The 23417-nt window shown below is 58.5% G+C and carries 26 protein-coding genes; 14 read left to right on the top strand and 12 right to left on the bottom strand.

The genetic code is table 11. The features are described from left to right. The first annotated feature begins 52 nt into the window (after positions 1–52). From I9182_RS11950 to I9182_RS11935, 4 genes are all read left to right on the top strand, one after another. On the top strand, positions 53–220 hold the full coding sequence (locus I9182_RS11950; protein WP_209598391.1) for a hypothetical protein: 168 nt from the start codon (positions 53–55) through the stop codon (positions 218–220). 108 nt (positions 221–328) lie between these two features. Further along, entirely contained in the window at positions 329–706 is a 378-nt protein-coding gene (locus tag I9182_RS11945; RefSeq protein WP_209598390.1) for a lysozyme inhibitor LprI family protein, read from the top strand. 93 nt (positions 707–799) lie between these two features. Beyond that, positions 800–1987, top strand: coding sequence for a 23S rRNA (adenine(2503)-C(2))-methyltransferase RlmN (gene rlmN, locus I9182_RS11940; RefSeq protein WP_209598389.1), 1188 nt, complete (start codon positions 800–802; stop codon positions 1985–1987). 285 nt (positions 1988–2272) lie between these two features. Beyond that, positions 2273–2893 carry a cytochrome P460 family protein gene (locus I9182_RS11935; protein WP_209598388.1) on the top strand — a complete coding sequence of 207 codons (621 nt, stop codon included), beginning with the start codon at positions 2273–2275 and terminating at the stop codon, positions 2891–2893. Here the strand turns inward: I9182_RS11935 and I9182_RS11930 are convergent. The 3 genes from I9182_RS11930 to I9182_RS11920 form a co-directional block, all read right to left on the bottom strand. After that, positions 2890–4548, bottom strand: a complete 1659-nt coding sequence (locus I9182_RS11930; RefSeq protein WP_209598387.1) for a U32 family peptidase C-terminal domain-containing protein — start codon at positions 4546–4548, stop codon at positions 2890–2892. The genes I9182_RS11935 and I9182_RS11930 overlap by 4 nt on opposite strands. A gap of 64 nt (positions 4549–4612) precedes the next feature. After that, on the bottom strand, positions 4613–4951 hold the full coding sequence (locus I9182_RS11925; protein ID WP_209505039.1) for a hypothetical protein: 339 nt from the start codon (positions 4949–4951) through the stop codon (positions 4613–4615). Then, positions 4948–5868 (bottom strand): J domain-containing protein, encoded by a 921-nt coding sequence (locus I9182_RS11920; RefSeq protein ID WP_209505038.1) that lies wholly within the window; start codon positions 5866–5868, stop codon positions 4948–4950. The genes I9182_RS11925 and I9182_RS11920 overlap by 4 nt, the downstream gene beginning before the upstream one ends. 160 nt (positions 5869–6028) lie before the next feature. On the opposite strand from I9182_RS11920, the gene I9182_RS11915 reads away from it, so the two are divergent. Next, positions 6029–6412, top strand: coding sequence for a hypothetical protein (locus I9182_RS11915; protein ID WP_209505037.1), 384 nt, complete (start codon positions 6029–6031; stop codon positions 6410–6412). On the opposite strand, the gene I9182_RS11910 is transcribed toward I9182_RS11915, so the two are convergent. Together I9182_RS11910 and I9182_RS11905 are read right to left on the bottom strand one after the other, a co-directional pair. Continuing rightward, the gene (locus I9182_RS11910; RefSeq protein WP_209598386.1) at positions 6413–7513 is read right to left on the bottom strand and encodes a cystathionine gamma-lyase; all 1101 of its coding nucleotides are present in this window, start codon (positions 7511–7513) and stop codon (positions 6413–6415) included. A gap of 3 nt (positions 7514–7516) precedes the next feature. Beyond that, positions 7517–8359 carry a TIGR00730 family Rossman fold protein gene (locus I9182_RS11905; protein ID WP_209505035.1) on the bottom strand — a complete coding sequence of 281 codons (843 nt, stop codon included), beginning with the start codon at positions 8357–8359 and terminating at the stop codon, positions 7517–7519. Between the two features lie 79 nt (positions 8360–8438). Between I9182_RS11905 and I9182_RS11900 the strand changes: the two genes are divergently transcribed. The 3 genes from I9182_RS11900 (at position 8439) to dapD (ending at position 10931) form a co-directional block, all read left to right on the top strand. Then, a complete protein-coding gene (locus I9182_RS11900; RefSeq protein WP_209505034.1) occupies positions 8439–9350 on the top strand; it encodes a threonine/serine dehydratase in 912 nt (303 codons plus the stop codon). Between the two features lie 44 nt (positions 9351–9394). Then, positions 9395–9994 (top strand): GntR family transcriptional regulator, encoded by a 600-nt coding sequence (locus I9182_RS11895; protein ID WP_209598385.1) that lies wholly within the window; start codon positions 9395–9397, stop codon positions 9992–9994. A gap of 109 nt (positions 9995–10103) precedes the next feature. Beyond that, positions 10104–10931, top strand: a complete 828-nt coding sequence (dapD, locus tag I9182_RS11890) for a 2,3,4,5-tetrahydropyridine-2,6-dicarboxylate N-succinyltransferase (RefSeq protein WP_209598384.1) — start codon at positions 10104–10106, stop codon at positions 10929–10931. Positions 10932–11048: 117 nt separating this feature from the next. Here dapD and I9182_RS11885 read toward each other — a convergent pair whose 3' ends face one another. After that, positions 11049–11537, bottom strand: a complete 489-nt coding sequence (locus I9182_RS11885) for a hypothetical protein (RefSeq protein ID WP_209598383.1) — start codon at positions 11535–11537, stop codon at positions 11049–11051. Between the two features lie 225 nt (positions 11538–11762). Further along, positions 11763–12098 (bottom strand): cupin domain-containing protein, encoded by a 336-nt coding sequence (locus I9182_RS11880; protein ID WP_209598382.1) that lies wholly within the window; start codon positions 12096–12098, stop codon positions 11763–11765. Positions 12099–12213: 115 nt separating this feature from the next. On the opposite strand from I9182_RS11880, the gene I9182_RS11875 reads away from it, so the two are divergent. Beyond that, positions 12214–12558, top strand: a complete 345-nt coding sequence (locus I9182_RS11875; protein WP_209598381.1) for a hypothetical protein — start codon at positions 12214–12216, stop codon at positions 12556–12558. Here I9182_RS11875 and I9182_RS11870 read toward each other — a convergent pair. Continuing rightward, on the bottom strand, positions 12555–13613 hold the full coding sequence (locus tag I9182_RS11870) for a transporter substrate-binding domain-containing protein (RefSeq protein ID WP_209505028.1): 1059 nt from the start codon (positions 13611–13613) through the stop codon (positions 12555–12557). The genes I9182_RS11875 and I9182_RS11870 overlap by 4 nt on opposite strands. A gap of 209 nt (positions 13614–13822) precedes the next feature. Here I9182_RS11870 and dapE point away from each other — a divergent pair, with 209 nt between their 5' ends. From dapE to rnr, 3 genes are read left to right on the top strand one after another with little or no spacing between them, the layout of a single operon-like run. After that, entirely contained in the window at positions 13823–14962 is a 1140-nt protein-coding gene (gene dapE, locus I9182_RS11865; RefSeq protein ID WP_209598380.1) for a succinyl-diaminopimelate desuccinylase, read from the top strand. Between the two features lie 3 nt (positions 14963–14965). Beyond that, positions 14966–15541: a TIGR04282 family arsenosugar biosynthesis glycosyltransferase gene (locus I9182_RS11860; protein ID WP_209598379.1), complete on the top strand. Its 576-nt coding sequence runs from the start codon at positions 14966–14968 to the stop codon at positions 15539–15541. A 47-nt stretch (positions 15542–15588) separates the two neighbouring features. Further along, complete coding sequence (gene rnr / locus I9182_RS11855) at positions 15589–17847, top strand: ribonuclease R (protein WP_209598378.1); 2259 nt, start codon at positions 15589–15591, stop codon at positions 17845–17847. Here rnr and I9182_RS11850 read toward each other — a convergent pair. Next, entirely contained in the window at positions 17838–18224 is a 387-nt protein-coding gene (locus I9182_RS11850) for a DUF1801 domain-containing protein (RefSeq protein WP_209505024.1), read from the bottom strand. The genes rnr and I9182_RS11850 overlap by 10 nt on opposite strands. Next, entirely contained in the window at positions 18221–18919 is a 699-nt protein-coding gene (locus I9182_RS11845; RefSeq protein WP_209505023.1) for a glutathione S-transferase family protein, read from the bottom strand. The genes I9182_RS11850 and I9182_RS11845 overlap by 4 nt, the downstream gene beginning before the upstream one ends. Before the next feature lie 84 nt (positions 18920–19003). On the opposite strand from I9182_RS11845, the gene I9182_RS11840 reads away from it, so the two are divergent. Next, complete coding sequence (locus tag I9182_RS11840) at positions 19004–19717, top strand: YafY family protein (protein WP_209505022.1); 714 nt, start codon at positions 19004–19006, stop codon at positions 19715–19717. Between the two features lie 87 nt (positions 19718–19804). Beyond that, positions 19805–21097, top strand: coding sequence for a lytic murein transglycosylase (locus tag I9182_RS11835; protein ID WP_245222615.1), 1293 nt, complete (start codon positions 19805–19807; stop codon positions 21095–21097). A gap of 49 nt (positions 21098–21146) precedes the next feature. Here I9182_RS11835 and I9182_RS11830 read toward each other — a convergent pair whose 3' ends face one another. Both I9182_RS11830 and I9182_RS11825 read right to left on the bottom strand, forming a co-directional pair. Beyond that, entirely contained in the window at positions 21147–22544 is a 1398-nt protein-coding gene (locus tag I9182_RS11830) for an aspartate aminotransferase family protein (protein ID WP_209598376.1), read from the bottom strand. Positions 22545–22621: 77 nt separating this feature from the next. Further along, positions 22622–23305, bottom strand: a complete 684-nt coding sequence (locus I9182_RS11825; RefSeq protein ID WP_209505019.1) for a GntR family transcriptional regulator — start codon at positions 23303–23305, stop codon at positions 22622–22624. Positions 23306–23417 lie beyond the last annotated feature (112 nt).

Below are 23417 nucleotides of genomic sequence, written 5' to 3'. Positions count from 1 at the left end.
CTCTGACGGTTTCTGAACTAATCAGTTCAAGAGAAACCAAGGAGTTGCCACCATGCTGAACAAATCTCTTGCCGCGCTGATGATGATATCGGCCATGCTGCTGAGCGCCTGTGAAAACAAGGGCGAGACTTATCCTGTAACAGGCGAACAATGCGGGCCGAATGATCCGGTCAAGACCCTGGATGCCGAAGATTGCTATGTCCCACCCGCGGGTGTCTGACGCGGAACTGCATTTCCGTTGGTTCAGGGGGCCAACCTGCATCTAAACCTTTCTGGCAAAACATGTTACTCTGGCCTGATCCCTGCTGAATAGATGAATGAGACGGCCATGCGTCTGATCTTGATTGCGCTGCTTTTGCCAGCCACCGCAACCGCCGACCCGGCGTTGGAGTGTTCCGACGCCGGATCACAAGTCGAAATCGGATCCTGCGTCGGAGAGATGGACACACGGGTGTCGCGCGCGCTGCAGGTGAGTTTTGAATTGGCGGTACAATCTGCCAAGGAGCTGGACGAGGTCACCGGGCGGAAAGAGGCTGAACCTGCCCTCATGGCGGCGCAACAGGCTTGGGAAACCTATCGCGACACGCATTGCACCGCCGTCGGCGCGTCGTTTGGTGGCGGATCGGGTACAGGTATCGCAATCACATCATGCCGGGTGAACTTAGGGCGGGCACGCGTTGAAGAACTGTTGAGTTTTGCCAACTGACTGAAACGATTCCTTTTGATCTTTGCACAGGTTCCTATATAGAGGCGCATTCCAAGCCAGAATCCTTGAAGATACGCCTCAGCAGGTACCACAATGTCGCCCAAAGCGCCGATCACTCAAGACGTCATGACCCTCCCTCGCAAATTGCCCGAGGGGAAGGTGAACCTTGTCGGTCTCACTCGCGACCGTTTGCGCGAGGTCCTGATCGAACATGGCACGCCGGAAAAGCAGGCAAAGATGCGCACCGGTCAGATCTGGCAGTGGATTTATCAATGGGGTGTGCGTGATTTTTCCCAGATGACGAATCTGGCCAAAGCCTACCGTGCGCAACTGGCCGACAACTTTGTGGTCGAGATACCCGAGGTGGTGACCCGACAGGTGTCCGAGGACGGCACCCGCAAATATCTGTGCCGGATCGCGGGTGGGCACGAGGTCGAGGTGGTCTACATCCCCGAGGAAGATCGCGGAACGCTGTGCATATCGTCTCAGGTCGGATGTACGTTGACATGTTCGTTTTGTCATACCGGCACCCAGAAACTTGTACGTAATTTAACATCTGCAGAAATTGTCGGGCAGATCATGATGGCGCGCGACGATCTTGAAGAATGGCCGACCCCCGGTGCGCCAAAGGATGAAACGCGCCTTCTGTCGAACATCGTTCTGATGGGAATGGGCGAGCCGCTATACAATTTCGAAAACGTCCGCGATGCGATGAAGATCGCGATGGATCCCGAGGGGATTTCCCTGTCGCGCCGCCGCATTACGCTGTCAACCAGCGGTGTGGTGCCCGAAATTGCGCGCACCGCCGAGGAGATCGGCTGTCTGCTGGCGATCTCGTTCCATGCAACCACGGATGAAACCCGCGACGTTCTGGTTCCGATCAATAAACGCTGGAATATCGAGGAGTTGTTGCAGGCGCTGGCCAGCTATCCGAATGCCTCGAACTCCGAGCGGATCACGTTCGAATACGTGATGCTGAACGGTGTGAATGACAGCGACGCGGATGCCCATCGTTTGATCGACCACATCAAGCGTCACAAGATTCCGGCCAAGATCAACCTGATCCCGTTCAACGAATGGCCCGGTGCACCGTACAAGCGCAGCTCGAACAACCGCATCCGCGCTTTTGCCAACATCATCTATCAGGCAGGCTACGCCTCTCCCATTCGCAAGACACGGGGCGAGGATATCATGGCGGCGTGCGGTCAGTTGAAATCGGCAACCGAACGCGCCCGCAAATCGCGCAAACAGATTGAGTCCGAAGCCGGTTTAACCCGGTAGTTTTCTGTTGGATTCATCATGGTTTGGATGGTCGTGCTTTGATTGTCAAAGATGACCGCCTGCACGCATGAAGTGTGCCTGTAAACTTAATGTTTCAGGTACTGATTCAATATGCAAAATTTGCTATATTTTAATGATTCAATGCCGCAGGATGCAGGTTCAAATCGATGCACAAGGCGGTGAGTTTCCGGGACCTGAGCTGGTAAGAGATCCTGGAGCCGCTAAAATGCGAATACTGCCGTCAAGTGGCGCTCAGGCGAACTGGTTTTCAGGTGGGTCGTAATAATGGACTCGTATCTTCGAATTATTCTCCAGCACAAGGCCATTGCGTGCGCGATACTTCTGGTTTCAGCAGGGCTGGCAACGGCGGATGGTCACAACGCTCATATCGCGATCGAAAATCCGGCAGAGCTGAGCAAGGATGAAGCCGCGGCTCACTACCATTCACTGCGCCGCCGCATGGCACGGGGGTATGCTGCGGCGCAACTGGATCTGGTTTTAAACTACCAAAGCTGGCCGCTTTTCAACGACGCGCCATATATATCCGCGACACACGGTCAGCGTTACGTAAACACGTATGCCAACAGAATGGCCCATAACTACGGGACATTGCAGCAAGGCGAAGAACTTCCCATGGGATCGGTGCTTGCCAAGGACAGCATGACTGTGACCGATGAAGGTCACATACATCCCGGCGCCATGTTCATAATGGAAAAACTGCCAGAGGGTACCAGCCCGAACACCGCTGACTGGCGTTATATCATGGTGCTGCCAGACGGGTCCTTGTATGGCGATACAATGGGCGCCCGTGCCAGCGAAGTTGCATATTGCCATGTCTGTCACGAACAAGTGGCGGATCGTGACTATACGTTCTTTGTTCCCGAAGAATATCGGGCGGGAAACTAAGCCGGTTCTCCCGGCAGCTTGAGTTCTGTCGCCTCGCGGCGGCTGAGTTGCTCGCCTTGCTTCCGTTTGGACAGTACCTCGCGGGCCAACGCGTATTTGTCATCCTGCCAGAAGATCAGGCATCCGTTGCAGCCCTTGCCGCAGCATCCTTCCGTACCGATGCGGTTTGTCTTGAACCGGCGTTCGTTACCGTCTGCGCCGATCTTTTCAACCAGATCATCGCGACGGCGTGCATAAGCTGTTGGATTGTCTCGACCGGAGGTTTCCAATCCCTGCACGAGCTTGTCAAAGCGAATGCGGCTCCAGTGTTCGTCGGTCAGGGCGCGTTCCTTGCGCAGAACGGAATAGGCGGGGAACCTGGCGCGCAGATCGTCGATATCCTCGTGGTCGAACAGGGTGAAGGGCAGGCGGATCACTGTTTTGGTGCTGCCATGCACCACGTCCATCCGCGAACCATCGGATGCGCGTTCGAAATCATAAACCCGCAGCAGAACCGTCTCGCGCGAGATGGGCGAGACGAAATCCAGCACATCGCCCGGTTCCAGCTTGTTCTTTACCTCGACCAGAAAGGCATCCTCGGTCACTTCGGTGACGATCCCGGCATATTCCCACTGCGCGATGGACGCCGTGTGCTCGTAATCATGGGCGTAATTGGTCAGCCGCCCTTCGTGGAAGGCCAGCGTATAGCCGCGGTTACCCACGGTCTCCAACTCGCGCATGTAACGCTTGGGGTCCCAATTCTCGGGGTCCGCGAAATAGTCATCGATGGCCATACGATAGGCCCGCGCGACGATCGCGGCGTAGTATTCCGATTTGCCGCGCCCTTCGACCTTGAGGCTGTCGACTCCGATTTTCAGGTACTCGTCCAGCTTCGGCATGATGCAGAGGTCGCGTGAGTTGAGGATGTACGAGCCGCGATCATCCTCTTCGATGGGCATCAGGTCACCGGGGCGACAGCCTTCTTCCAGCAGAAACTCGAACAGGTCGGCGTTTTCGTCGGTGATACGCAATTCCTGATGCGTGCCATCCTTGAGGCGCAGTTTCAGGCCATAGTTCCAGCGACAGGAATTGGCGCAGTTGCCTTGGTTGGCCCCGCGTTCGGCCATGAAGTTCGACAGCAGGCAGCGGCCCGAATAGGTCATGCACATGGCGCCGTGCACAAAGGCCTCGAGCTTGATATCAGGGCAATTCTCACGGATCTCGACCAGTTCGGGATAGGAAACCTCGCGGGCCAGAACCACCAGCTCGGCCCCCTGATCCTGCCAGAACTTCACCGACAGCCACGAACAGATATTAGCCTGGGTCGAGATGTGCAGCGGCAGTTCGGGCGCGCGCTCGCGGACGTATTGGAACACGCCCGGATCGGCGATGATCAACCCGTCGGGCTGCACCTTGCGCACCGTGTCGATGTATTCGTCCAGTTTCGGGATGTCTTTGTTATGCGAGAACAGGTTCAGTGTCAGGTAGGCGCGCCGGCCATGGCTGTGGCAGAACTCGACCCCCTCGATCACCTCGTCCAGCGAAAACTCGGACTTGGTGCGCAGCGACATATCCGGCGTGCCCAGATACACGGCGTCTGCCCCATAGAGGATGGCGAGTTTCAGTTTGCGCAGATTGCCCGCGGGCATCAGCAACTCGGATCTGGGCTGGGTCATGGAAGCTACCTGACAAAGGATCAAGGCGGCCTTCTACGCCAAAATCATTGCGCCCAAAACCCTGTTATCTGCGACGGAACCGCGCTGTGCCGATGACTTCGATCAGTTGATGGCGCACCGGCTCGGGTTGCGCCTCGACTGCGTTCAGAACCTCGCGCAGTTCGGCGCGCAGCCCATGCATCTGATCAATCAATGAGATCATCATCGACAGCGCATCGGCCTCCATGTCGTATTGCTCGTGCAACTCGCAAGCCAGTTCCAGCCGGGCAACGTCAATACTGTGATAGACCAGCCCCTGCTCCGATTGTTCAGGGATCACGATCTCGGCCGCAAGATACTCGGTCAGGCGGTCAGAGGTCAGGCGCGAGACGGTTTCGATCAGTTCCTTTTCGGTCAGGGTCATGATGGCATTCCTTTCCGCGGATCGTAGCGGTGCGTCTCGCGCCAGGTCTCCATGAACTGCCTGAGGTCATCATCGACCTTGTCGGGCATCGCAACGGTCAGTTCGATCAGTTGGTCGCCGCGCTGGGATGAGCCGCGTTTCTTCACCCCTTTACCGCGCAGGCGAAGGGTCTTGCCGCTGCTGGTGCCCGCTGGAACATTGACGTTCACACCGCCATCGATGGTGGGGGCGGCGACTTTGCCGCCCAGAATGGCCTCATCGATGCTGATCGGCAGCGTAATATGAATGTCGTCGCCCTGACGATCAAACACCGGATGTTTGGCGACCGTGACAGTCACCAACGCATCACCCGGAGGACCTTCGCCATAACCCGGAGCCCCCTTGCCGCGCAGACGGATGGTTTGACCCTCGGTTATACCGGCGGGGATCTTGACCTCGATCCGGTTGCCGTCTGGTAGGGTCAGTTTCTGACTGGCGCCAAACACGGCATCCAGAAAGCTGATCTGAAGGGAATAGTTCAGGTTATGCCCCGGCGCATGAAACTCATGCCTTTGCTGGCCGCCAAATCCACCGCGGCCACGCATGAATTCAGCAAAGATGTCCGACATGTCGTCCGGGTCCGCCTGACGCCCGCGATAGGGGTTTCCAGCGGCTTCGGCATAGTCCCGGTAATAGTGTTGTTGCGGGCGTTCCTGACCCGAGGCGTCGATTTCGCCATTGTCGTAGCGGGCGCGGGTTTCTGGATCTTTCAGCAAATCATAAGCCGCAGCTGCGGCCTTGAATTTGGCCTCGGCCTTGGCGTCGCCGGGTTTCAGGTCCGGGTGGCACTCCTTGGCAATACGCCTGTAGGCTTTCTTGATTTCGTCGGCGCTGGCGTCCTTCGGTACGCCAAGGACGGAATAGGGATCGTCGCTCATCTCACACTCGCGGGTCAGGGACAGGTCTGATCTTGATGAATGTGTTCTACCACGTGTTTTCAACGGGTCAAAAGGAAGAGGCGATTGAATTGTCTCGAAAAAACTCAGAAGCCTGCTAATATCTTCATATTCCTGATTGTAGATTGACGGAGGCCATCCCATGTCGCGCAGAATCAAATCCGCTTTGGCCCTGCTGGCCGGCAATGCCATCGGGCTGTTGCTGGCTTCGCTGATACTGTCCGGTTTCGCGATCAAACCGATCTCATTTATCGTGGTTGTGATCGTTTTCACCGTCGTTCAGGTGATCGCCGAGCCCTTGATACTGAAGCTTGGCGAAAAGAAAGCGCCCGCATTGAAAGGCGGGATCGCCCTGGTCGTGACATTTGTGGGCCTGCTGGTGACCGACCTCATCGCGTCGGGGCTGACAGTTGGTGGTATCTCGAACCTGCTGGCGGCGACGCTGCTTGTATGGCTGGGGGCGTTGATCGCCAGCGTGGTGCTGCCGATCTACGTTTTCAAGGAACTGCGTGCCGCGAAGAAGTAATCACAGCGCATTCAGGCTGGCCTCGATCGCCTGCCACAGTTCGTCCACCGGTTCGCATCCAACGGACAGGCGGATGAAGGCCGGGTCGACACTATCGCCCCAGCGCGCGCGGCGCTCGGCCGAGCTGTGAACACCACCGAATGAGGTGGCGGGGCGCAAAAGCGGGCAAGTGTTGATGAAGGCTTCGGCCTTGTCTTCGCTTTCCAAAGTCAAGGATAGCAGAAATCCGAACCGTGCCGTTTGTGCCTGCGCAAGTGTGTGTGACGGATCATCGGCCAGCCCAGGATAGCGGACCTGCTTGACCGCTGGGTGACCTGCCAACCGTTCTGCTATTACCTGAGCCGAGCTGCACATCCGGTCGAACCGGACATCCAGCGTTTCCAACCCGCGATGCAACAGCCATGCCTCATGCGGTCCGGGGATCGAGCCGGAGACTCTCCGCCATTCCTCGACCCGTTCCATGATGTCACTGTTGCGGCTGGCCACGTGACCCATCAGCATGTCGGAATGCCCGCCCATCGCCTTGGTGTCAGACGACACGACCACGTCGATGCCCAAATCCAACGGGCGCTGACCCAACGGCGTCATCGTCGTATTGTCGGCAACCGTCACCCCGCCAGCAGACCGCACCTGATCAGCTACGGCTTTCAGGTCAATCATGTCCAGACCGGGGTTCGAAGGGCTTTCGACGAACACAACGTCAAACTCATTAAAACCACCTGCGGCGAATGCAGTGGTCGGGCGCTCTTGGACAGTGACGCCGAGACGCGAAAGGAACCGGTCGGCCAACAGACGGGTGACATAGTACCCGTCCGAAGGGATCAGAAGGCGTGATCCGGCTTGCACCGTTGCGAACAGAGCCGCGGAAATTGCGGCCATGCCGGACGGGAAGCTGAGGCAAGGCGCGTCTTCCAGATGCGACAAAACATGCTCAAGATGTACCCATGTGGGGTTATCGACACGGCCATAGGTCGGGTGACCGTCCGGCGCGCCGGGCAGATGGAACATGCTGCTTTGCGTCAGCGGAAGGGCGACGGGTTCGCCTTTTGACAGCGCGTTGCCACGCAGGTGGAGCATGTCGCCGGTCTTTGGAGATTTCATCGCTCAGCGCCCCGGAATTTCGTCGCGGGGCGGTGCGGGTTCCCAGTTGTCGATGATATCGACCGCCTCCTGCGCGGTATCGACAAAGCGGAACAGGTCCAGATCCTCGTCCGAGATCGTACCGGCATCCGCCAGTGCGTCCCAGTTGATGACCTTTTCCCAGAACGCGCGGCCAAACAGCAGGAATGGCACGCGATCCATTCTGCCGGTCTGGATCAGGGTCAGGGATTCGAACAGTTCATCCAGAGTCCCAAACCCACCGGGAAAGATGGTGATGGCGCGGGCGCGCATCAGGAAATGCATCTTGCGGATCGCAAAATAGTGAAAGTTGAAGCTGAGCGCAGGTGTCACGAAACTGTTTGGCGCCTGTTCGTGTGGAAGCACGATATTCAGCCCGATCGAGCACCCGCCCGCTTCGTGTGCCCCGCGATTGCCGGCTTCCATCACACCGGGGCCGCCGCCAGTGACGATCACATTCTCGCGGCAGCCGGTTTCTTTCGATTTCACGGTCATCAGCCGGGCAAACTCGCGCGCCTCATCGTAATATTTCGACAGACCGGCCAGGGTTTCTGTCCGCGCGGTGTGCTTTTGCGAGGGTTCGGGAATGCGGGCACCGCCGAACATGACGATGGTCGACGCGATCTCACGCTCGGTCATGATCATTTCGGGTTTCAGCAACTCAAGCTGCAAGCGTACAGGGCGCAGCTCGTCCCGGCACAGAAACTCGTCATCCGCGAAAGCCAGACGGTAGGCCGGTGAGCGTGTTTGCGGTGTGTCCGGAACCTCTTTTGCGGTCGAGCGGTCAGTCTGCGCATCGCGAAACGGACTGTGGCGGTCTTCTCTCATCGGTGATCGATCCCTGCTTGCGTGTTTGACAAACAGCTATAGGGTTCGCGGGCAGAGTGCCAGTCACGGAAAGACGAGAATGAATTGGAAAAGTGAAATATCGGCAGCACGGGACCGCATCGCGGGATATGCGCAGGTAACCCCGGTTATGGAAAGCAACATTCCCGGCTATCCGGTTGAGCTGAAACTCGAGCACATACAGCATACCGGCAGTTTCAAGGCGCGGGGTGCGTTCAATACGCTGCTCAGCTCGGATGTGCCGGCTGCGGGTGTGGTCGCCGCATCCGGGGGCAATCATGGTGCGGCGGCGGCCTATGCAGCGCAGACGCTGGGGTATCCTGCAAAGATATTTGTGCCGGAACTGGCGGGCCCGTCCAAGATCGCACTGATCCGGCAAACCGGTGCCGACCTGAGTGTTGTTTCCGGTGAATACGCGAACGCGCTGACCGCAGCGCAAGAGCATGAGGCAACGACGGGTGCAATGCAGATCCATGCTTATGACGCCCCGGCCACGGTGGCGGGGCAAGGGACCTGTTTTGCCGAATGGGACGTACAGGGCTTGCAGGCGGATACGGTACTGGTCGCTGTTGGCGGCGGCGGGCTGATCGCCGGGGCGCTGGCCTGGTTCGGTGGCGCGCGCAAGGTTGTGGCGGTCGAGCCGGAAACGTCCTGTGCGTTGAATGCAGCGTTGCGCGCTGGTGAGCCGGTTGATGTTTCCGTGTCGGGCATCGCCGCAAACGCGCTGGGCGCGCGGCGGATCGGCGAAATCTGTTTTGAACTGGCACAGGGTATGAGTTCGGTTCTGGTGTCTGACGATGCCATCGCTGCGGCACAACTGGCGCTTTGGCGCGCGCATCGCATTCTGGTAGAACCTGCGGGCGCGACCGCATTGGCCGCCTTGACCTCGGGTGCGTATCGGCCTGAACCGGGTGAACGCGTGGCCGTTCTGGTGTGCGGTGCAAATATCGCGCCGGACCCGTTCGCTGGGTAAATTATCGGGTTGTGGATGTGGATGGTGGATTTTATCTATAATCCATGACTGCAATGATTTCCGACACGATTTACCAAAGCCTCAGCCAGCGGATCATCACCGGAGAGCTGGCAGCCGGTGAAAAGCTGCGGCAGGATCATATTGCCCGAACCTTCGATACCAGCCATGTTCCGGTGCGCGAAGCCTTGTTGCGGCTTGAGGCGCATGGGTTGGCCCGGCATGAACCACGCAAGGGAATGCGGGTTACGGCGCTGGACCCGGCAGAGGTTCGGGAGGTGATCGAAATGCGCGTGGCGTTGGAAACGCTGGCGTTGCAGCAATCGATGCAAAACATGTCTCCGGTCGCGCTGGAGAAGATCGAAAACGCACGCATCGCCTGTGACGAGGCGCAGTCGATGCCGCAATGGGAGGCTCTGAACAGAACGTTTCATCGCGCCATCCTGACACCTTGCGGGTTGCCGCGGCTTTTGCACGCAATCGACGATCTGCATATCGCAAGCGCACGCCATTTGTTCGCGCAATGGCGGTTGAAATGGGTGCAACGGGCTGACACGGATCATGCGGCCATCGTGCGGGCGTTGAAGCGCAAGGAAATGGCCACAGCAACGGCGATCCTGACCCGCCATATCCGGCGCGCAAGCTGATGACCCTTTGCCTCAGACGCAATTGGGCCCGTCTACGTCGCATTGCGCCATGGGTCGGGCTTGCGTATAGGCCAAATCAACGTGAACAGATTCTGTAGGGAGACACCCCATGTCCAACGCGCAACTGGAAGCCGCCATCGAAACCGCCTGGGAGGCAAGCGAGACCATCACGCCCGCCACAACAGGCGAGCAGCGCGAGGCGATCGAGGACACGCTGAATGCGCTGGACAGTGGCTCGTTACGCGTGGCGGAAAAGCTGGAAACCGGTGACTGGCACGTAAATCAATGGGCCAAAAAGGCGGTTCTGCTGGGCTTCCGTATCAAGGACATGGAAATCCAGCCGGGCGGTCCGCAGGACGGCGGCTGGTGGGACAAGGTAGACAGCAAGTTCGCCGGTTGGGGTGAAAACCAGTGGCGGTCTGCCGGGTTCCGCGCGGTTCCAAACTGCGTTGTCCGCAAGTCGGCATATATTGCACCGGGCGTGGTGCTGATGCCGTCTTTCGTGAATCTTGGGGCCTATGTTGACGAAGGCACGATGGTTGATACCTGGGCCACCGTCGGATCCTGCGCGCAGATTGGCAAGAATGTGCACCTGTCGGGCGGCGTTGGCATCGGTGGAGTGCTTGAGCCGATGCAGGCTGGCCCAACAATCATTGAAGACAATTGCTTTATCGGCGCGCGCTCGGAAGTGGTCGAGGGATGTATCGTCCGCGAAGGCTCGGTTCTGGGGATGGGCGTGTTCATTGGTAAGTCCACCAAGATCGTGGACCGAGAAACCGGAGAAGTCATGTATGGCGAGGTTCCGCCCTATTCGGTTGTGGTCGCGGGTTCCATGCCGTCAAAGAACAATGTCAGTCTCTATTGCGCGGTGATCGTGAAGCGGGTTGACGAAAAGACCCGCTCGAAAACGGGCATCAACGAATTGCTGCGGGACTGATCGTTCTGGGAATGTCATAAGGCCGGAGCAGTTACGCTCCGGCCTTATTTGTTCTTTGGGTCAGGTCGGCTAAGGCAGATACCAAGCTTGTGGCCCTAGCCTGCCTTGAAGTGCTGCTTAGCGGCTCTCACCCTGCATGGCTTCCACTTCTGTGCTTCCTGCATTGGTTTCCGCACCATCGGCCTCACCACCGCCATCGGCCTCACCACCGCCATCGGCTTCACTGCCACCTTCGGATTCACCATCGCCGCCGGATTCACCTCCGCTTTCGGCCTCGCCACCGCCTTCGGCTTCACTGCCACCTTCGGATTCACCATCGCCGCCGGATTCGCCTCCGCTTTCGGCCTCACTACCGCCTTCGGAATCGCTACCGCCCTCGGTTTCACTGCCACCTTCGGCCTCACCATCGCTGCCGGATTCACCTCCGCCTTCGGTCTGCGCGCCGCCTTCGGCCTCGCCGCCACCGGTGGTTTCGCCGCCTTCACCGCCCGCTTCTTGGGCATAAGCAGCATCACTTGTTACAAAGGACAGAATTGCAACAGCCGGTATACCGGAAAGTACAATCACGCTTGCTGTTGTTGTCATCAATCTGGACAGAACGCTCATCTCAACTCTCCTTTGAAAATGACTTATGCAGTACCCACAGCGTAGGGCCGGCATCGACGCTTAGTTGTGAATTGCTGGCGTCGTGTCCCGGCTAGCGGGAATTGGCCTAAAATGAAGAGGAAGACTGGCGCAAAAGTGCCGGATTCAACTCAACAGCTTTTCAGCCGGAGACCTTCAATCAATGAGGGAGGCCGAGACTCGCGTTCACTGAGTCTCTCACCCAGCTTATCCCTTGATCGGATATCGGTCCGGTTCCTCGAAAACATCTATGACCCGTGTGCCAGCCTTGATTTTGCCGCCATGTTCCACGCCTGATGGGATCGAATAACTGTCGCCCGAGCGGTAGGTCCGGGTCTGCCCGTCGATGGTCAATTCAATCTCACCCTCGACCACTGTGCCCCACTGGGCTTTGTGAGAATGTAAGGGCAATTCGAAATCCTGAAGAAACGTAAAGAACGCCACCAAGCCCGCATCCGACCGGATCACGGCCGTTTGCACCACGTCGTCAGGGAATGGTACGTCGAGGCTGGGAAAACTTGCTATGAAATCTGGGTAGGGCATGAAGGCGTCCTTTGAATCCGGGATCGGTTTATTCTGGGTACTATGGGCGCATGGCAGGATTCCTGCAATTGTTGGCTGCTTGACCGCGAACCGGCGTGGGGCTATGGCCCGGTGCATGGAGAAGCAAAAGAAACCCTCACGTCAGCAAGTCTACACCCTTCTGGTCCAGATTGGCCGCAAGGAGGGCGACGGGCTGCCCGATGGGGCGACCGGTGCGGCGCTGATGTGCTATGCCAGCGGCGTGGATGAGGCCGAGGCCGTGCGTGAGACGGTTGCGATCCTGAAGCAGGCAGACACCGCACCGCTGGATGTCACCGGATACGGCACATTGGCCGAGCGTGAAGCGCAAGGTCACGATATTGAGGCGGACGAACGTGCGCTGATGCAGAGGGCATTGGATGAAAACGCAGTGATCGTCGCGCAGATGACACCGTTTTTCGGAGACGAGGCGCAGGCCTAGTTCCGCGACCCGAACCACTTACGATAGATTTCGTCATAGGTTCCGTCTTCGCGCAAGCCAAGCAATGCCTGGTTTACATCCTCGACCAGTGGCGATCCGGTCGGGAAAGCGATGCCGTAATTCTCGCGCAGGAAAACACCGCCTGTCATCGACGCAATCCGTCGGCCTTCATGGGCTGCAAAATAGGACAGGATCGGCGCGTCGAACACGACAGCATCCAGATCTTCGGCCTTGAATGCGTCCAGCATCTCATTCAACCCCGGATAGCTGGTAAACTCGATCTCGCGCCGGTTCAGAAAACTGGCCGCAGTCGACCCCGAGATTGTCCCGACAGTCTTGCCGTACAGGTCGTTCACCGAATTCACGCTGCCGGTAATGGCGTCCACAGTCATGACCGAGGTGATACGGGCGGTGAACACCGACACGATGAACAAGGATGACACAACCAGCACGACACCCAACATTCGACCGAACGGAGTGCGCGGCATTCGCTCTTCGAACCCGCCATTCACAACCAAGTTCAGCGCCCACCAGAATGATGGGAACCACGCTTCGTTCAGGTCGCGGTCGAAATAGGGTTGGGCGCGGCGTTCAAAGCTCCACATCAACATGCCGCCACCGAGGAGAATGGCAAAGGCCAGCCCTATGGCGATGAACAGTTCTTTCGACAGCAGGGCCTGCAACAGCGATGGTTTTCGTACCGCGTCCGAGGGTACCATGATCTGAAGACCGGCCTCAAAGATCGGTTGAGAGAAATCCATTTGCGTTTCGCGCAGGGCAGTGATCGAGATATTGGCGATGGCAAGGTCTGCAGATCCGCTCTGCACGGCACCCAACATGTCAGAAAAGGCGTCGACGCGGTTGACCGTGTAGTCCCAGTTCAGAGCCTCGGCCAAAGCCGCCAGCAAATCCATAGAGAAACCGGTTTCGTCGCCATCCTCGACATAGGAAAATGGCGGGCGGGTCACGGTTGTGACCGAAAGGGACTGTGCCAGGCTTTGCTGTGCGATGACGGCGAAAGTCAGGCAGATTAGTGCGAAGAAGGCGCGCTTCATATTCAATTCACCTGTTTCGCGGCCCTGTAACGCGAATTTGTGGCGGGCGGCAAGGTGGTCGCGGGGTAAAGTTCCATGTTTTATTGGGGTGCCGCTTTGACATCTACATATTCGGATTATCGATTTTTGACGGATTGGGGTTGGAAAATCGGCCAAATCGTTGAATCTGTGCGCGAACCCGCGTCAGACACAGTCCCAGAGGTCCCCGTATGACTGATCCCGTCCAATTGACAGCCGAACTGATCCGTTGCCCTTCGGTAACACCTTCAGAAGGCGGAGCGCTTGTCTTGCTTGAGACAGTGCTGTCGGATGCAGGTTTCGAATGCACGCGCGTCGATCGCGGCGGTATCAGCAACCTGTTCGCGCGTTGGGGGCGGAAAGGTCATGCGCGCAGTTTCGGATTCAATGGTCACACGGACGTCGTTCCTGTCGGCGACGAAGCTGCCTGGACTGCGCCGCCCTTCGGGGCCGAGGTGCGGGATGGTGTGATGTATGGGCGCGGCACCACCGATATGAAATCCGGAGTTGCGGCTTTTGCGGCTGCCGCAATGGATTTCGTGCGTGACACCCCGCCGGACGGGGCAATTGTCCTGACGATTACCGGTGATGAGGAAGGCGATGCGTTGGACGGCACCACTGCGCTTCTCGATTACATGGAAGGCGCGGGTGAGCGTATGTCGGTCTGTCTGGTAGGAGAGCCAACATGCCCGAACAAAATGGGCGAGATGATCAAGATCGGTCGCCGGGGCTCAATGACTGCGTGGTTTAAGATTACAGGTGTGCAGGGACATTCGGCTTATCCCCATCGGGCCAAAAACCCTCTGCCCGCCATGGCGCGGCTGATGGATCGGCTTGCCAGCCATGAACTGGATCAGGGCACAGACCATTTCGACGCCTCCACACTGGCTGTTGTCACGATCGACACCGGAAACGCCGCGACCAACGTGATCCCGGCGCAATGCAGCGGCGCGGTCAATATCCGCTTTAACGATCTGCATTCCGGGGCCAGCCTGAGTGACTGGTTGCAATCAGAGGCGGATCAGGTGGCAGCCCAATACGGTGTCGACATCGGTGTCACGATCAGCATATCGGGTGAAAGTTTTCTGACCCCGCCGGGGCCTCTGTCGGATCTGGTGGCCAAAGCGGTCGAAGCCGAAACCGGCGTTGCGCCTGAACTGTCAACAACCGGCGGCACTTCGGATGCGCGCTTTGTCAAAAACCATTGTCCGGTGGTGGAGTTCGGCTTGGTCGGGCGCACAATGCATCAGGTGGACGAGTGCGTTGAGGTCGCGCAGATCAAACAGCTCAAATCGATCTATACCCGTATCCTGACGGATTATTTCGCCTGATCCATGCAGCGCACATTGGTGATCATGGTCAAGGAACCCAGGCCGGGCCGTGTCAAGACGCGGCTGGGGCGTGACATCGGCATGGTTGGCGCCGCGTGGTGGTTTCGGCACCAGACCCGCGCTTTGATCCGAAAGCTGCGTGATCCCCGCTGGCAGATCGTGCTGGCCGTGTCGCCCGATGCCGAAGGTCTTGCAAGCCGTATCTGGCCCGTTGATCTGCCGCGCGTGCCGCAGGGGCCCGGCGATCTGGGCGACCGGATGGGCCGGATGTTGCGCGGAATGCCCAAGGGGCCGGTTTGCCTGGTTGGTGCGGATATTCCGGGCATTTCGCGTGCACATATTGCTCGTGCTTTTGGAGCGCTTGGGCGATACCGGATGGTGTTCGGCCCCGCGCCGGATGGCGGTTATTGGCTGGTCGGTGCGCAGCGCTACAGCGCGCTGCCCGCAGGTCTGTTCCGCGATGTGCGCTGGTCGACAAAACATGCTTTGGCCGACACACTTGCCTCGATCCCAAACTGCCGTGTGACCCTGCTGGACCAGCTGCGCGATGTGGATACGGTCGCTGATCTGAAGCCCTGAGGTTTTTTGGTCATGACGCGGTCGCAAACGCGTGCTACGCCGGAAGCATGACTCGCATCCCTACCAAGCAGGAGGTCCTTGACTGGATCTCGGCGAACCCCACCCTGACCTCGAAACGCGATATCGCCAAAGCCTTTGGCATTAAGGGCGCAGATCGTATTGACCTCAAGCGCATCCTCAAAGAGCTTGAGGCCGAAGGGCATCTTGAAAAACGCAAGCGCAGCTATCGCGACCCGGACCGCCTTCCGCCTGTCAGTGTTTTGCAGGTGAAGGCCCCGAATGCCGATGGTGATCTGTTCGCCCGACCACTGGAATGGCATGGCGAAGGGGTCGAGCCCATCGTTCTGATCATCGCACGGGCCAGCGACCCGGCCCTGGGCGAGGGTGACCGTATTCTGGCCCGTCTGACCGTCGTGCACGAAGAAGACCACAATTACGAAGCCCGCCTGATCCGACGGATCGGAACCAACCCACGCAAGATCGTGGGCATATTCCGCAAAGGGGCCGAGGGGGGCCGGATCGTCCCTATCGACAAGGCAGGCCAGACCGAATGGCTGGTTGCCGATGGCGCGGTGCATGGTGCCAAAGACGGCGAATTGGTCGAGGCCGAACAGGCCGGGCCCAAAAACCGTATGGGCCTGCCGCGCGCGCGCATCGTTGAACGGCTGGGTGATCCGACCGCTCCCAAGGCTGTTTCGCTGATCGCGATCCATCAGCACGGTATCCCGGATGACTTTCCCGACAAGGTCATTGCCGAGGCAGACAATGCCAAACCCGTTGGCCTGAAGGGCCGCGAGGACCTGCGGGACATGCCGCTGCTGACCATCGACCCCTCGGATGCGCGCGATCGTGATGATGCCTGTTACGCGCACGCGGATGACGACCCGAAGAACTCGGGCGGACATGTGATCTGGGTCGCTATCGCCGATGTTGCTGCTTATGTGCTGCCCGGCTCGGCCCTGGACCGCGAGGCGCGCAAGCGGGGCAACTCAAGTTATTTCCCCGACCGTGTGGTGCCGATGCTGCCTGATCGGCTGTCGGGTGATCTGTGTTCCCTGCATGAAGGCGTCCCGCGTGCCTGTGTCGCTGTGCGGATGCAGATTGACGCGGACGGTAACAAGATTGGTCATCGTTTCGTGCGGGGGTTGATGCGTTCGGTTGCGTCGCTGAACTATGCCGAAGTGCAGGAGGCCATCGACGACAACCCGAACGACCGCACCGGGCCATTGGTGGAGACGGTCTTGAAACCGCTTTATGCCGCTTATGCCGCGCTGAAGAAGGCGCGGGCTGTGCGACAGCCCCTGGAACTGGACCTGCCCGAGCGTAAGATCGTGCTCAGCGAGACGGGTCATGTTGAAAGCGTGGCGTTCCGCGACCGGTTGGATGCGCATCGGTTGATCGAAGAGTTCATGATCCTCGCCAATGTTTCGGCTGCCGAGACACTGATCGCCAAGCGCCGTCCGCTGCTGTTTCGCGTGCACGAGGAACCTGCGCCCGAGAAACTGGAAAGCCTGCGGGAAACGGCGCAGGCTGCCGGTTTGAACCTCGCCAAGGGGCAGGTGCTGCAAACCCGACACCTGAATGCGCTGCTGAACGCCGCCGCCGGGACCGAGGATGCGGAACTGATCAACCTGACCACCCTGCGGTCGATGGCACAGGCCTATTACAACCCAGAAAACTTCGGCCATTTCGGGCTGGCGCTGCGGAACTACGCGCATTTCACCTCGCCCATCCGACGCTATGCCGACCTGGTCGTGCATCGGTCGCTGATCTCAGCCCACGGTTGGGGCACGGACGGTTTGACCGAAGACGAGATTACCCGGCTCGAAGAAACGGCCACTCATATCTCGGATACTGAACGCCGATCCATGATGGCTGAACGGGACACGACTGACCGCTATCTGGCCGCGTATCTGAGCGAGCGGGTCGGCAATGAATTCACAGGGCGGATCAGCGGCATTGCCCGGTTTGGTGCTTTTGTCAAAATGGATGAAACCGGCGCAGATGGCTTGGTTCCGGTGCGTTCATTGGGGCGCGAGTTCTTCCATTTCGACCGCGAGGCTGGGACCCTTATGGGGGCGGACACGGGGCTGATTATCGCCATCGGCCAGCGTGTCACCGTTCGGCTGACCGAAGCGACACCTGTGACCGGCGGGTTGGAGCTGGAGCTGCTGTCCATCGACGACCAGGCCTTGCCGCGCGGACAGGGACCAAAAGGGCGATCATCCCGGCGCAAAGCGATCAGCACCAAGCGCAAGAAAGACAAGATCAAGCGCAAGATCGAACGCAAACGCCGTCAGAGGTGATAGGTTAACGCACGGGCAATCAACCATCCGTGGCGTGTTGGATCGATTTGCGCAGTGTCATCAAACAGAACGGCACGGGTCCCATCTATCCGGTCCTCGCCCGGAAAGGCGGATGTGAAATCGCTTATCAACCGGCTCTGACAGTGCACAAACAAGGCGAAACTTGCCGATTTGTGCGCGCCCAGCCGGATCGTTGACCCTTTGGGCGCAAGATAGGCGGGCTGACCCCAGCGCAGTTCCTCTCGCACCGTGCGGACGGCAGGCAGAGAGGCTGCCGTGTCAAACACAAGCTCCCGCAAGGCCAGAGCCCCCGCACGGGTTTGCGGGGGCAGGGCTTCAAAGGCCGAAGCGACCAAAGGGTTCTCAAAGGGTTTCATGCAATTGGTATCGCCTGTTCCAACCGGTCCACGTAGCTGTTCAGCAGGTTATCCTGTTTGATCCGGCGGGTCAGGGGGGTGTCCACAGGTGTGGCGCGCATCGCGGCAAGCATTGGACCAACGCTCATATCAGCCGATGTCGGACGGTCCCCAAGCAGGAAAGAGGATTGCCACAAATAGGCCGAGATCGCCTCGAGGTCACGTTCGATCCGGTCCAGCCGTTCGGACAGCGAAAACCGCCCGATTCCCTGTGACGTGATCCCCTTCAGAACGGATTTCCGGATCGCATTGGATGCCGGTTTCCGGATCAACGAGGGAATTCCGGTAAAGAACGTGTCACGCAAGATCGGCCAGACTTCGTCATTGCCCCAACGATCCAGAACGATGTGAAAATACAGATGCTCTTCGGCCATGCGCACCAGGGCGCGGGACTGCGCCTTTTCGACATCCGTCAACCCTTTGTCGAAATCCGCGCCCTGCTGTTCCAACCATTCGCGGATCAGGTCGCTGTCCGGAACCAGGCGTTCCGGCGTCCGCAAAACGGGCAGCTTCTGGTGGGGCATCTTGCGGGGGTCAAGCATATCCGAGCGTTGCCAGGTCCGGCCGGACTGCTGAAGCATCAATGCTGTCTTGACGCAGAAGGGGCTGGCGCTGAACAGGCCGAAGGCGGAGGGGAAGGTGAGAAGGGTCAGCATTATGAGGCTCCGTGTCATTGTGTGCTGACTGAGTATCGGGACCTAATGACAGTTTCTGTCATTAGGGGTAAGCTATTGTACATCATGTCCCGCACCGCCCGATTGTTCCAACTTATGCAAGCCCTGCGTTCTGGCCCTTCGCCCAGAACATCCGAACAGCTGGCGCAGGATTTGGGTGTTTCGTCCCGAACAATTCATCGGGATATTGATGCATTGCGCGGGCTGGGTGCCGTGATCGACGGCGAAGCGGGGTTTGGCTTTACCCTGATCGAGGACGCGACCCTGCCCCCATTGGGGTTCACTGATGATGAGCTTGAAGCGTTGGTTCTGGGCCTGCGCGAAGTTCAGGTGATTGGCGATCCGGCTTTGTCGGGCGCGGCGGGTACGGCCCTGCGGAAACTTCAGGGACGCTTGCCGCAACGCCAGTCCCATCGGCTCAGCCATGCGGTTCTGGCGGCTACGCGGTTCAACCGCCCGCCTGAACCCTCGATTGACGTGGCCACTCTGCGGCAGGCGACGTGGGATGAGCGCGCGGTCGAGTTTTTCTATACAGATGCGAAAGGCGATGCTACGCACAGGCGCGTCAACCCGTTGAGTATCGTCTATCTGGATCACTCGAACGTGTTGTTGGGCTGGTGCCACCTGCGACAGGATTTCCGCGTTTTCCGGTTGGATCGGTTGCAGGACATGTCAGTGACCGAACAAAGCTTCAGGCCGAACCGCGTGCCCCTGCTGCGCGAGGCATTGGAACGCATTCGGGCAGAGCGTGCTGCGCAGGAGCGTGAGGCGAACGTCTGAGCACTTTGTGAATTTCCGATTTTGCGCTACCCTGTGGTCGAGCAGTAATCAGGAAAAAACGGAATGCGAAAATGCGTAGGCGGCGTCATGACCGTCGCATTGTGGGCATCCATAGTGCAGGCGGAAACAACAGAAAACTCCAGATGGGCAGACGGCGGGAAATCGCGCGATGTGCTGCAACTGGCTTCGGCGGATGTAACCGTTTCGATCCGTCCGGTCCCGCGCCCGTTGATTGAGGCCTTGCCCGTGGCTTCCGCGACAACGGCACGGTTTCAGTCTTGGCTCGGCGCCTTTCAGGGCCGTGCGCGACGGCAGGGTATTTCGCAGGGAACACTGAATCAGGTGTTTTCGGGGATGAGCTATGACGAAGATGTCCTGGAACGGGATCGCAATCAGGCCGAGTTTTCGAAACCCATCTGGGAGTATCTTGAGACCGCAGTGTCGGAAACGCGCCTGTCGAACGGGCGTGCGGCCATGCAGCGGCATCGGCAGGTGTTGAACCGGATCGAGGCGGAATACGGCGTCGAAAAAGAGGTGGTCACTGCCATCTGGGGGCTTGAAACCTCGTTCGGGTCCTATCGCGGCAGCAGTCCAACGCTTCGTTCATTGGCAACGCTTGCCTTTGATGCGCGGCGGGCACAATTCTTTGAAACGCAGTTGGTCGCTGCCCTGCGGATCGTGCAGGCTGGCGATATCAGCGCTGGCAACATGCTTGGCAGTTGGGCGGGCGCAATGGGGCATACACAATTCATGCCCACGTCATATCTGGATCACGCGGTGGATTTTGACAGTGATGGCCGGCGGGACATCTGGTCGGATGACCCGACGGATGCGCTGGCTTCGGCGGCGTCTTATCTGGCGCGGCATGGTTGGACGACGGGTCAGCCGTGGGGCGTGGAGGTTCGTCTGCCGACCGATTTCGATTACGCCTCAGCCCGTCGCGATTTTATGCTGATGCCGTCTGAATGGGCCGCTCAGGGTGTCGTGGCGCGGGATGGTACCGTCGTGCCGGATCATGGGAAGGCCGCTATCCTGCTTCCGGCGGGAAGTCAGGGCGTTGCGCTGATGATTTTCGAAAATTTCAGCGTGATCGAGACGTATAACGGGGCCGACGCCTATGTGATTGGCATCGGGCATCTGTCCGACCGGCTTGCAGGGGGCGCACCGTTTCAATCCGACTGGCCGCGCGGCGACCGGGTGCTGAGCTTTGCCGAGAAAAAGGAACTTCAGACCCGTCTGACGGATGCGGGCTTTGACACAAAGGGTGTCGACGGGCGTACCGGGCCAAATACGATCAACGCAGTTCGTGCGTATCAAATGGCGCAGGGGCTGGTCCCGGACGGATACCCCACACCAAACCTGCTGGAGAGGTTGCGGTAAGAAAAGGCGGCCCGAATGGGCCGCCTAAAAAGACGTATAAATCGCTGAGTTAGGATGCAGCTTTCATCAGCCCCTGCGCAATGATCTCGGCCTGAGCTTCGTCCAGCGATTTGTAGATCCGCACGAACATTTCGTCGATATCCGCAGGTGTCAGGATCAGCGGGGGTGAGATGATCATCCGGTCGCCAACATGGCGCATGATCAGGTTATTGGCAAAGCACCGATCACGGCAGATATAGCCGACCGTGCCGGGTTCGGATGCGAATTTGGCGCGGCTGGCTTTGTCCGGGGTCAGCGCGATGGATGCCATCATGCCAACGATCTTGGCCTCACCCACCAGCGGATGATCTGCCAGTGCCTCCCATTTCTCTTTCAGATAGGGGGCTGCAACGTCGCGCACATGCTCAACGATCTTCTCTTCTTCGAGGATGCGCAGGTTCTCCAACGCCACGGCGGCCGCGACCGGGTGGCCGGAATAGGTATAGCCGTGGTTGAATTCGGTACCGCCGATTACTTCGGCAATTTCGTCGTTTACGATGGACCCGCCGATGGGCGCATAGCCCGAGCTAAGGCCCTTGGCGATGGTCATGATATGCGGCTTGATGCCAACGGTTTGCGACCCGAACCAGTTGCCTGTCCGGCCAAATCCGCAGATGACCTCGTCAGCTATCAGCAGGATATCGTACTTGTCGCAGATACGCTGAATTTCCGGCCAGTATGTATCGGGCGCCACGATTACACCGCCTGCGCCCTGAACCGGCTCGGCGATAAAGGCGGCGACCCGGTCTTCGCCCAACTCTTTGATCGCCTCTTCCAGCTCGCGCGCGCGGGCCAGACCGAATTCTTCGGGCGACATATCGCCGCCTTCGGCCCACCAATTGGGTTGGTTAATGTGGTGGATATTCGGGATCGGAATGCCGCCCTGCGCGTGCATCCCGGCCATACCACCCAGCGAGGCCGAGCCCACGGATGAGCCGTGATAGGCGTTCTTGCGGCTGATGATGATGTTCTTGTCGGGCTGGCCTTTCTGGGCCCAGTAGGTGCGCACGAGGCGGATATTGGTATCGTTTGCCTCGGACCCGCCTGCTGCGAAAAAGACATGGTTCAGATCGCCCGGTGCCAGTTCGGCAATCTTGGCGGCCAAAGCAATCGCCGGGACGTGGGTGGTTTTGAAGAAGGTGTTGTAATAGGGCAGCTCGCGCATCTGGCGCGCGGCAACATCGGCCAACTCATTACGCCCGTACCCGATATTGACGCACCACAGACCCGCCATCGCGTCCAGAATTTCCTCACCTTCGCTGTCGGTCAGATAAACACCATTGGCACGTGTGATCACGCGCGCCCCTTCCTTCCCCAGCGCACCATTGGCCGAGAAGGGGTGAATGTGATGCGCCGCATCCAGCGCCTGCAATTCGGCGGTCGGCATATGGTTGGTGATGGTAGACATCGGAGAATCTCCTACAAGAACGCAGTTGCGGATCACAATATGATCAAATTTTTTCCTGTCAATCGAATCAGGCTGAATCAGACGGAAGTCAATGCTTCTGCCATCAGGTCCATACCTTGTTCGATGTCCTGAGCGGTTGCCTTTGCGGTCATTTCAGCGTCACCGACACGCAAAGCAGCAATAATGTCCTTGTGGCGATCCGGAAGGCTCTGAGTGCCGAAGCGCCCGCAGACAACACGCAAAGAAGGGCCAAACCGCAACCACAGTCTTTCGGCCAGGTCACTGAGGATCGGCGCGTTTGCAAAAGAATACAGCGTTTCGTGAAAAGCCTGGTTCAAACGCAGATAGCCACCGACATCGCCATCTGCGATCATGCGATCCAAATGCCTGTCCAAACGTTCCAGTTGATCAATGTCCTGTGTTTTCAGGTTGGCGGTTGCACGTCTTGAAAGCTCTGATTCTATTGAAATTCTGGCGAAGATCATCTCTTCGATATCGTTGGAGTTCAGCAGCGGTACACTGACGCGCCGATTGCCCTGGAAAACCAACCCTCCATCCGAGATCAACCGGCGAATCGCTTCGCGGACCGGAGTCATGCCAACACCCAGCGAATCAGTCAGACCCTGGATTGTGACGGGCTGACCTGGGACCAGTTCACCGAACAGGATCTGTGATCTGAGCGTTTGATAAACCTGCTCATGTGCGGGCTGTTTCCCTTTGTCGAATGTCGACGCAGATGCCTTATTTTTGATCAAATCCAATTGGTTCTTCCCATTTCGACTAAGCCTGACTTGTCAGGTGACAGGCCACGTGAAACCATACGCTGGATCGAGGGAAAACGCAAAACTTGATCAAATCCAAAAAAACGGGAAA

This window comes from Ruegeria sp. HKCCSP351 (genome assembly GCF_017872535.1).
GTDB lineage: Bacteria > Pseudomonadota > Alphaproteobacteria > Rhodobacterales > Rhodobacteraceae > Ruegeria.
Note: the sequence above shows the minus strand (reverse complement) of the source record. Positions and strands in the feature narration are given on the sequence as shown.

Excerpts from the sequence above, each read along its gene's own strand:
- I9182_RS11950 (WP_209598391.1), top strand. The coding sequence starts at position 53 with ATGCTGAACAAATCTCTTGCCGCGCTGATGATGATATCGGCCATGCTG.
- I9182_RS11945 (WP_209598390.1), top strand. The coding sequence starts at position 329 with ATGCGTCTGATCTTGATTGCGCTGCTTTTGCCAGCCACCGCAACCGCC.
- rlmN (WP_209598389.1), top strand. The coding sequence starts at position 800 with ATGTCGCCCAAAGCGCCGATCACTCAAGACGTCATGACCCTCCCTCGC.
- I9182_RS11935 (WP_209598388.1), top strand. The coding sequence starts at position 2,273 with ATGGACTCGTATCTTCGAATTATTCTCCAGCACAAGGCCATTGCGTGC.
- I9182_RS11930 (WP_209598387.1), bottom strand. The coding sequence starts at position 4,548 with ATGACCCAGCCCAGATCCGAGTTGCTGATGCCCGCGGGCAATCTGCGC.
- I9182_RS11925 (WP_209505039.1), bottom strand. The coding sequence starts at position 4,951 with ATGACCCTGACCGAAAAGGAACTGATCGAAACCGTCTCGCGCCTGACC.
- I9182_RS11920 (WP_209505038.1), bottom strand. The coding sequence starts at position 5,868 with ATGAGCGACGATCCCTATTCCGTCCTTGGCGTACCGAAGGACGCCAGC.
- I9182_RS11915 (WP_209505037.1), top strand. The coding sequence starts at position 6,029 with ATGTCGCGCAGAATCAAATCCGCTTTGGCCCTGCTGGCCGGCAATGCC.
- I9182_RS11910 (WP_209598386.1), bottom strand. The coding sequence starts at position 7,513 with ATGAAATCTCCAAAGACCGGCGACATGCTCCACCTGCGTGGCAACGCG.
- I9182_RS11905 (WP_209505035.1), bottom strand. The coding sequence starts at position 8,359 with ATGAGAGAAGACCGCCACAGTCCGTTTCGCGATGCGCAGACTGACCGC.
- I9182_RS11900 (WP_209505034.1), top strand. The coding sequence starts at position 8,439 with ATGAATTGGAAAAGTGAAATATCGGCAGCACGGGACCGCATCGCGGGA.
- I9182_RS11895 (WP_209598385.1), top strand. The coding sequence starts at position 9,395 with ATGACTGCAATGATTTCCGACACGATTTACCAAAGCCTCAGCCAGCGG.
- dapD (WP_209598384.1), top strand. The coding sequence starts at position 10,104 with ATGTCCAACGCGCAACTGGAAGCCGCCATCGAAACCGCCTGGGAGGCA.
- I9182_RS11885 (WP_209598383.1), bottom strand. The coding sequence starts at position 11,537 with ATGAGCGTTCTGTCCAGATTGATGACAACAACAGCAAGCGTGATTGTA.
- I9182_RS11880 (WP_209598382.1), bottom strand. The coding sequence starts at position 12,098 with ATGCCCTACCCAGATTTCATAGCAAGTTTTCCCAGCCTCGACGTACCA.
- I9182_RS11875 (WP_209598381.1), top strand. The coding sequence starts at position 12,214 with ATGGAGAAGCAAAAGAAACCCTCACGTCAGCAAGTCTACACCCTTCTG.
- I9182_RS11870 (WP_209505028.1), bottom strand. The coding sequence starts at position 13,613 with ATGAAGCGCGCCTTCTTCGCACTAATCTGCCTGACTTTCGCCGTCATC.
- dapE (WP_209598380.1), top strand. The coding sequence starts at position 13,823 with ATGACTGATCCCGTCCAATTGACAGCCGAACTGATCCGTTGCCCTTCG.
- I9182_RS11860 (WP_209598379.1), top strand. The coding sequence starts at position 14,966 with ATGCAGCGCACATTGGTGATCATGGTCAAGGAACCCAGGCCGGGCCGT.
- rnr (WP_209598378.1), top strand. The coding sequence starts at position 15,589 with ATGACTCGCATCCCTACCAAGCAGGAGGTCCTTGACTGGATCTCGGCG.
- I9182_RS11850 (WP_209505024.1), bottom strand. The coding sequence starts at position 18,224 with ATGAAACCCTTTGAGAACCCTTTGGTCGCTTCGGCCTTTGAAGCCCTG.
- I9182_RS11845 (WP_209505023.1), bottom strand. The coding sequence starts at position 18,919 with ATGCTGACCCTTCTCACCTTCCCCTCCGCCTTCGGCCTGTTCAGCGCC.
- I9182_RS11840 (WP_209505022.1), top strand. The coding sequence starts at position 19,004 with ATGTCCCGCACCGCCCGATTGTTCCAACTTATGCAAGCCCTGCGTTCT.
- I9182_RS11835 (WP_245222615.1), top strand. The coding sequence starts at position 19,805 with ATGACCGTCGCATTGTGGGCATCCATAGTGCAGGCGGAAACAACAGAA.
- I9182_RS11830 (WP_209598376.1), bottom strand. The coding sequence starts at position 22,544 with ATGTCTACCATCACCAACCATATGCCGACCGCCGAATTGCAGGCGCTG.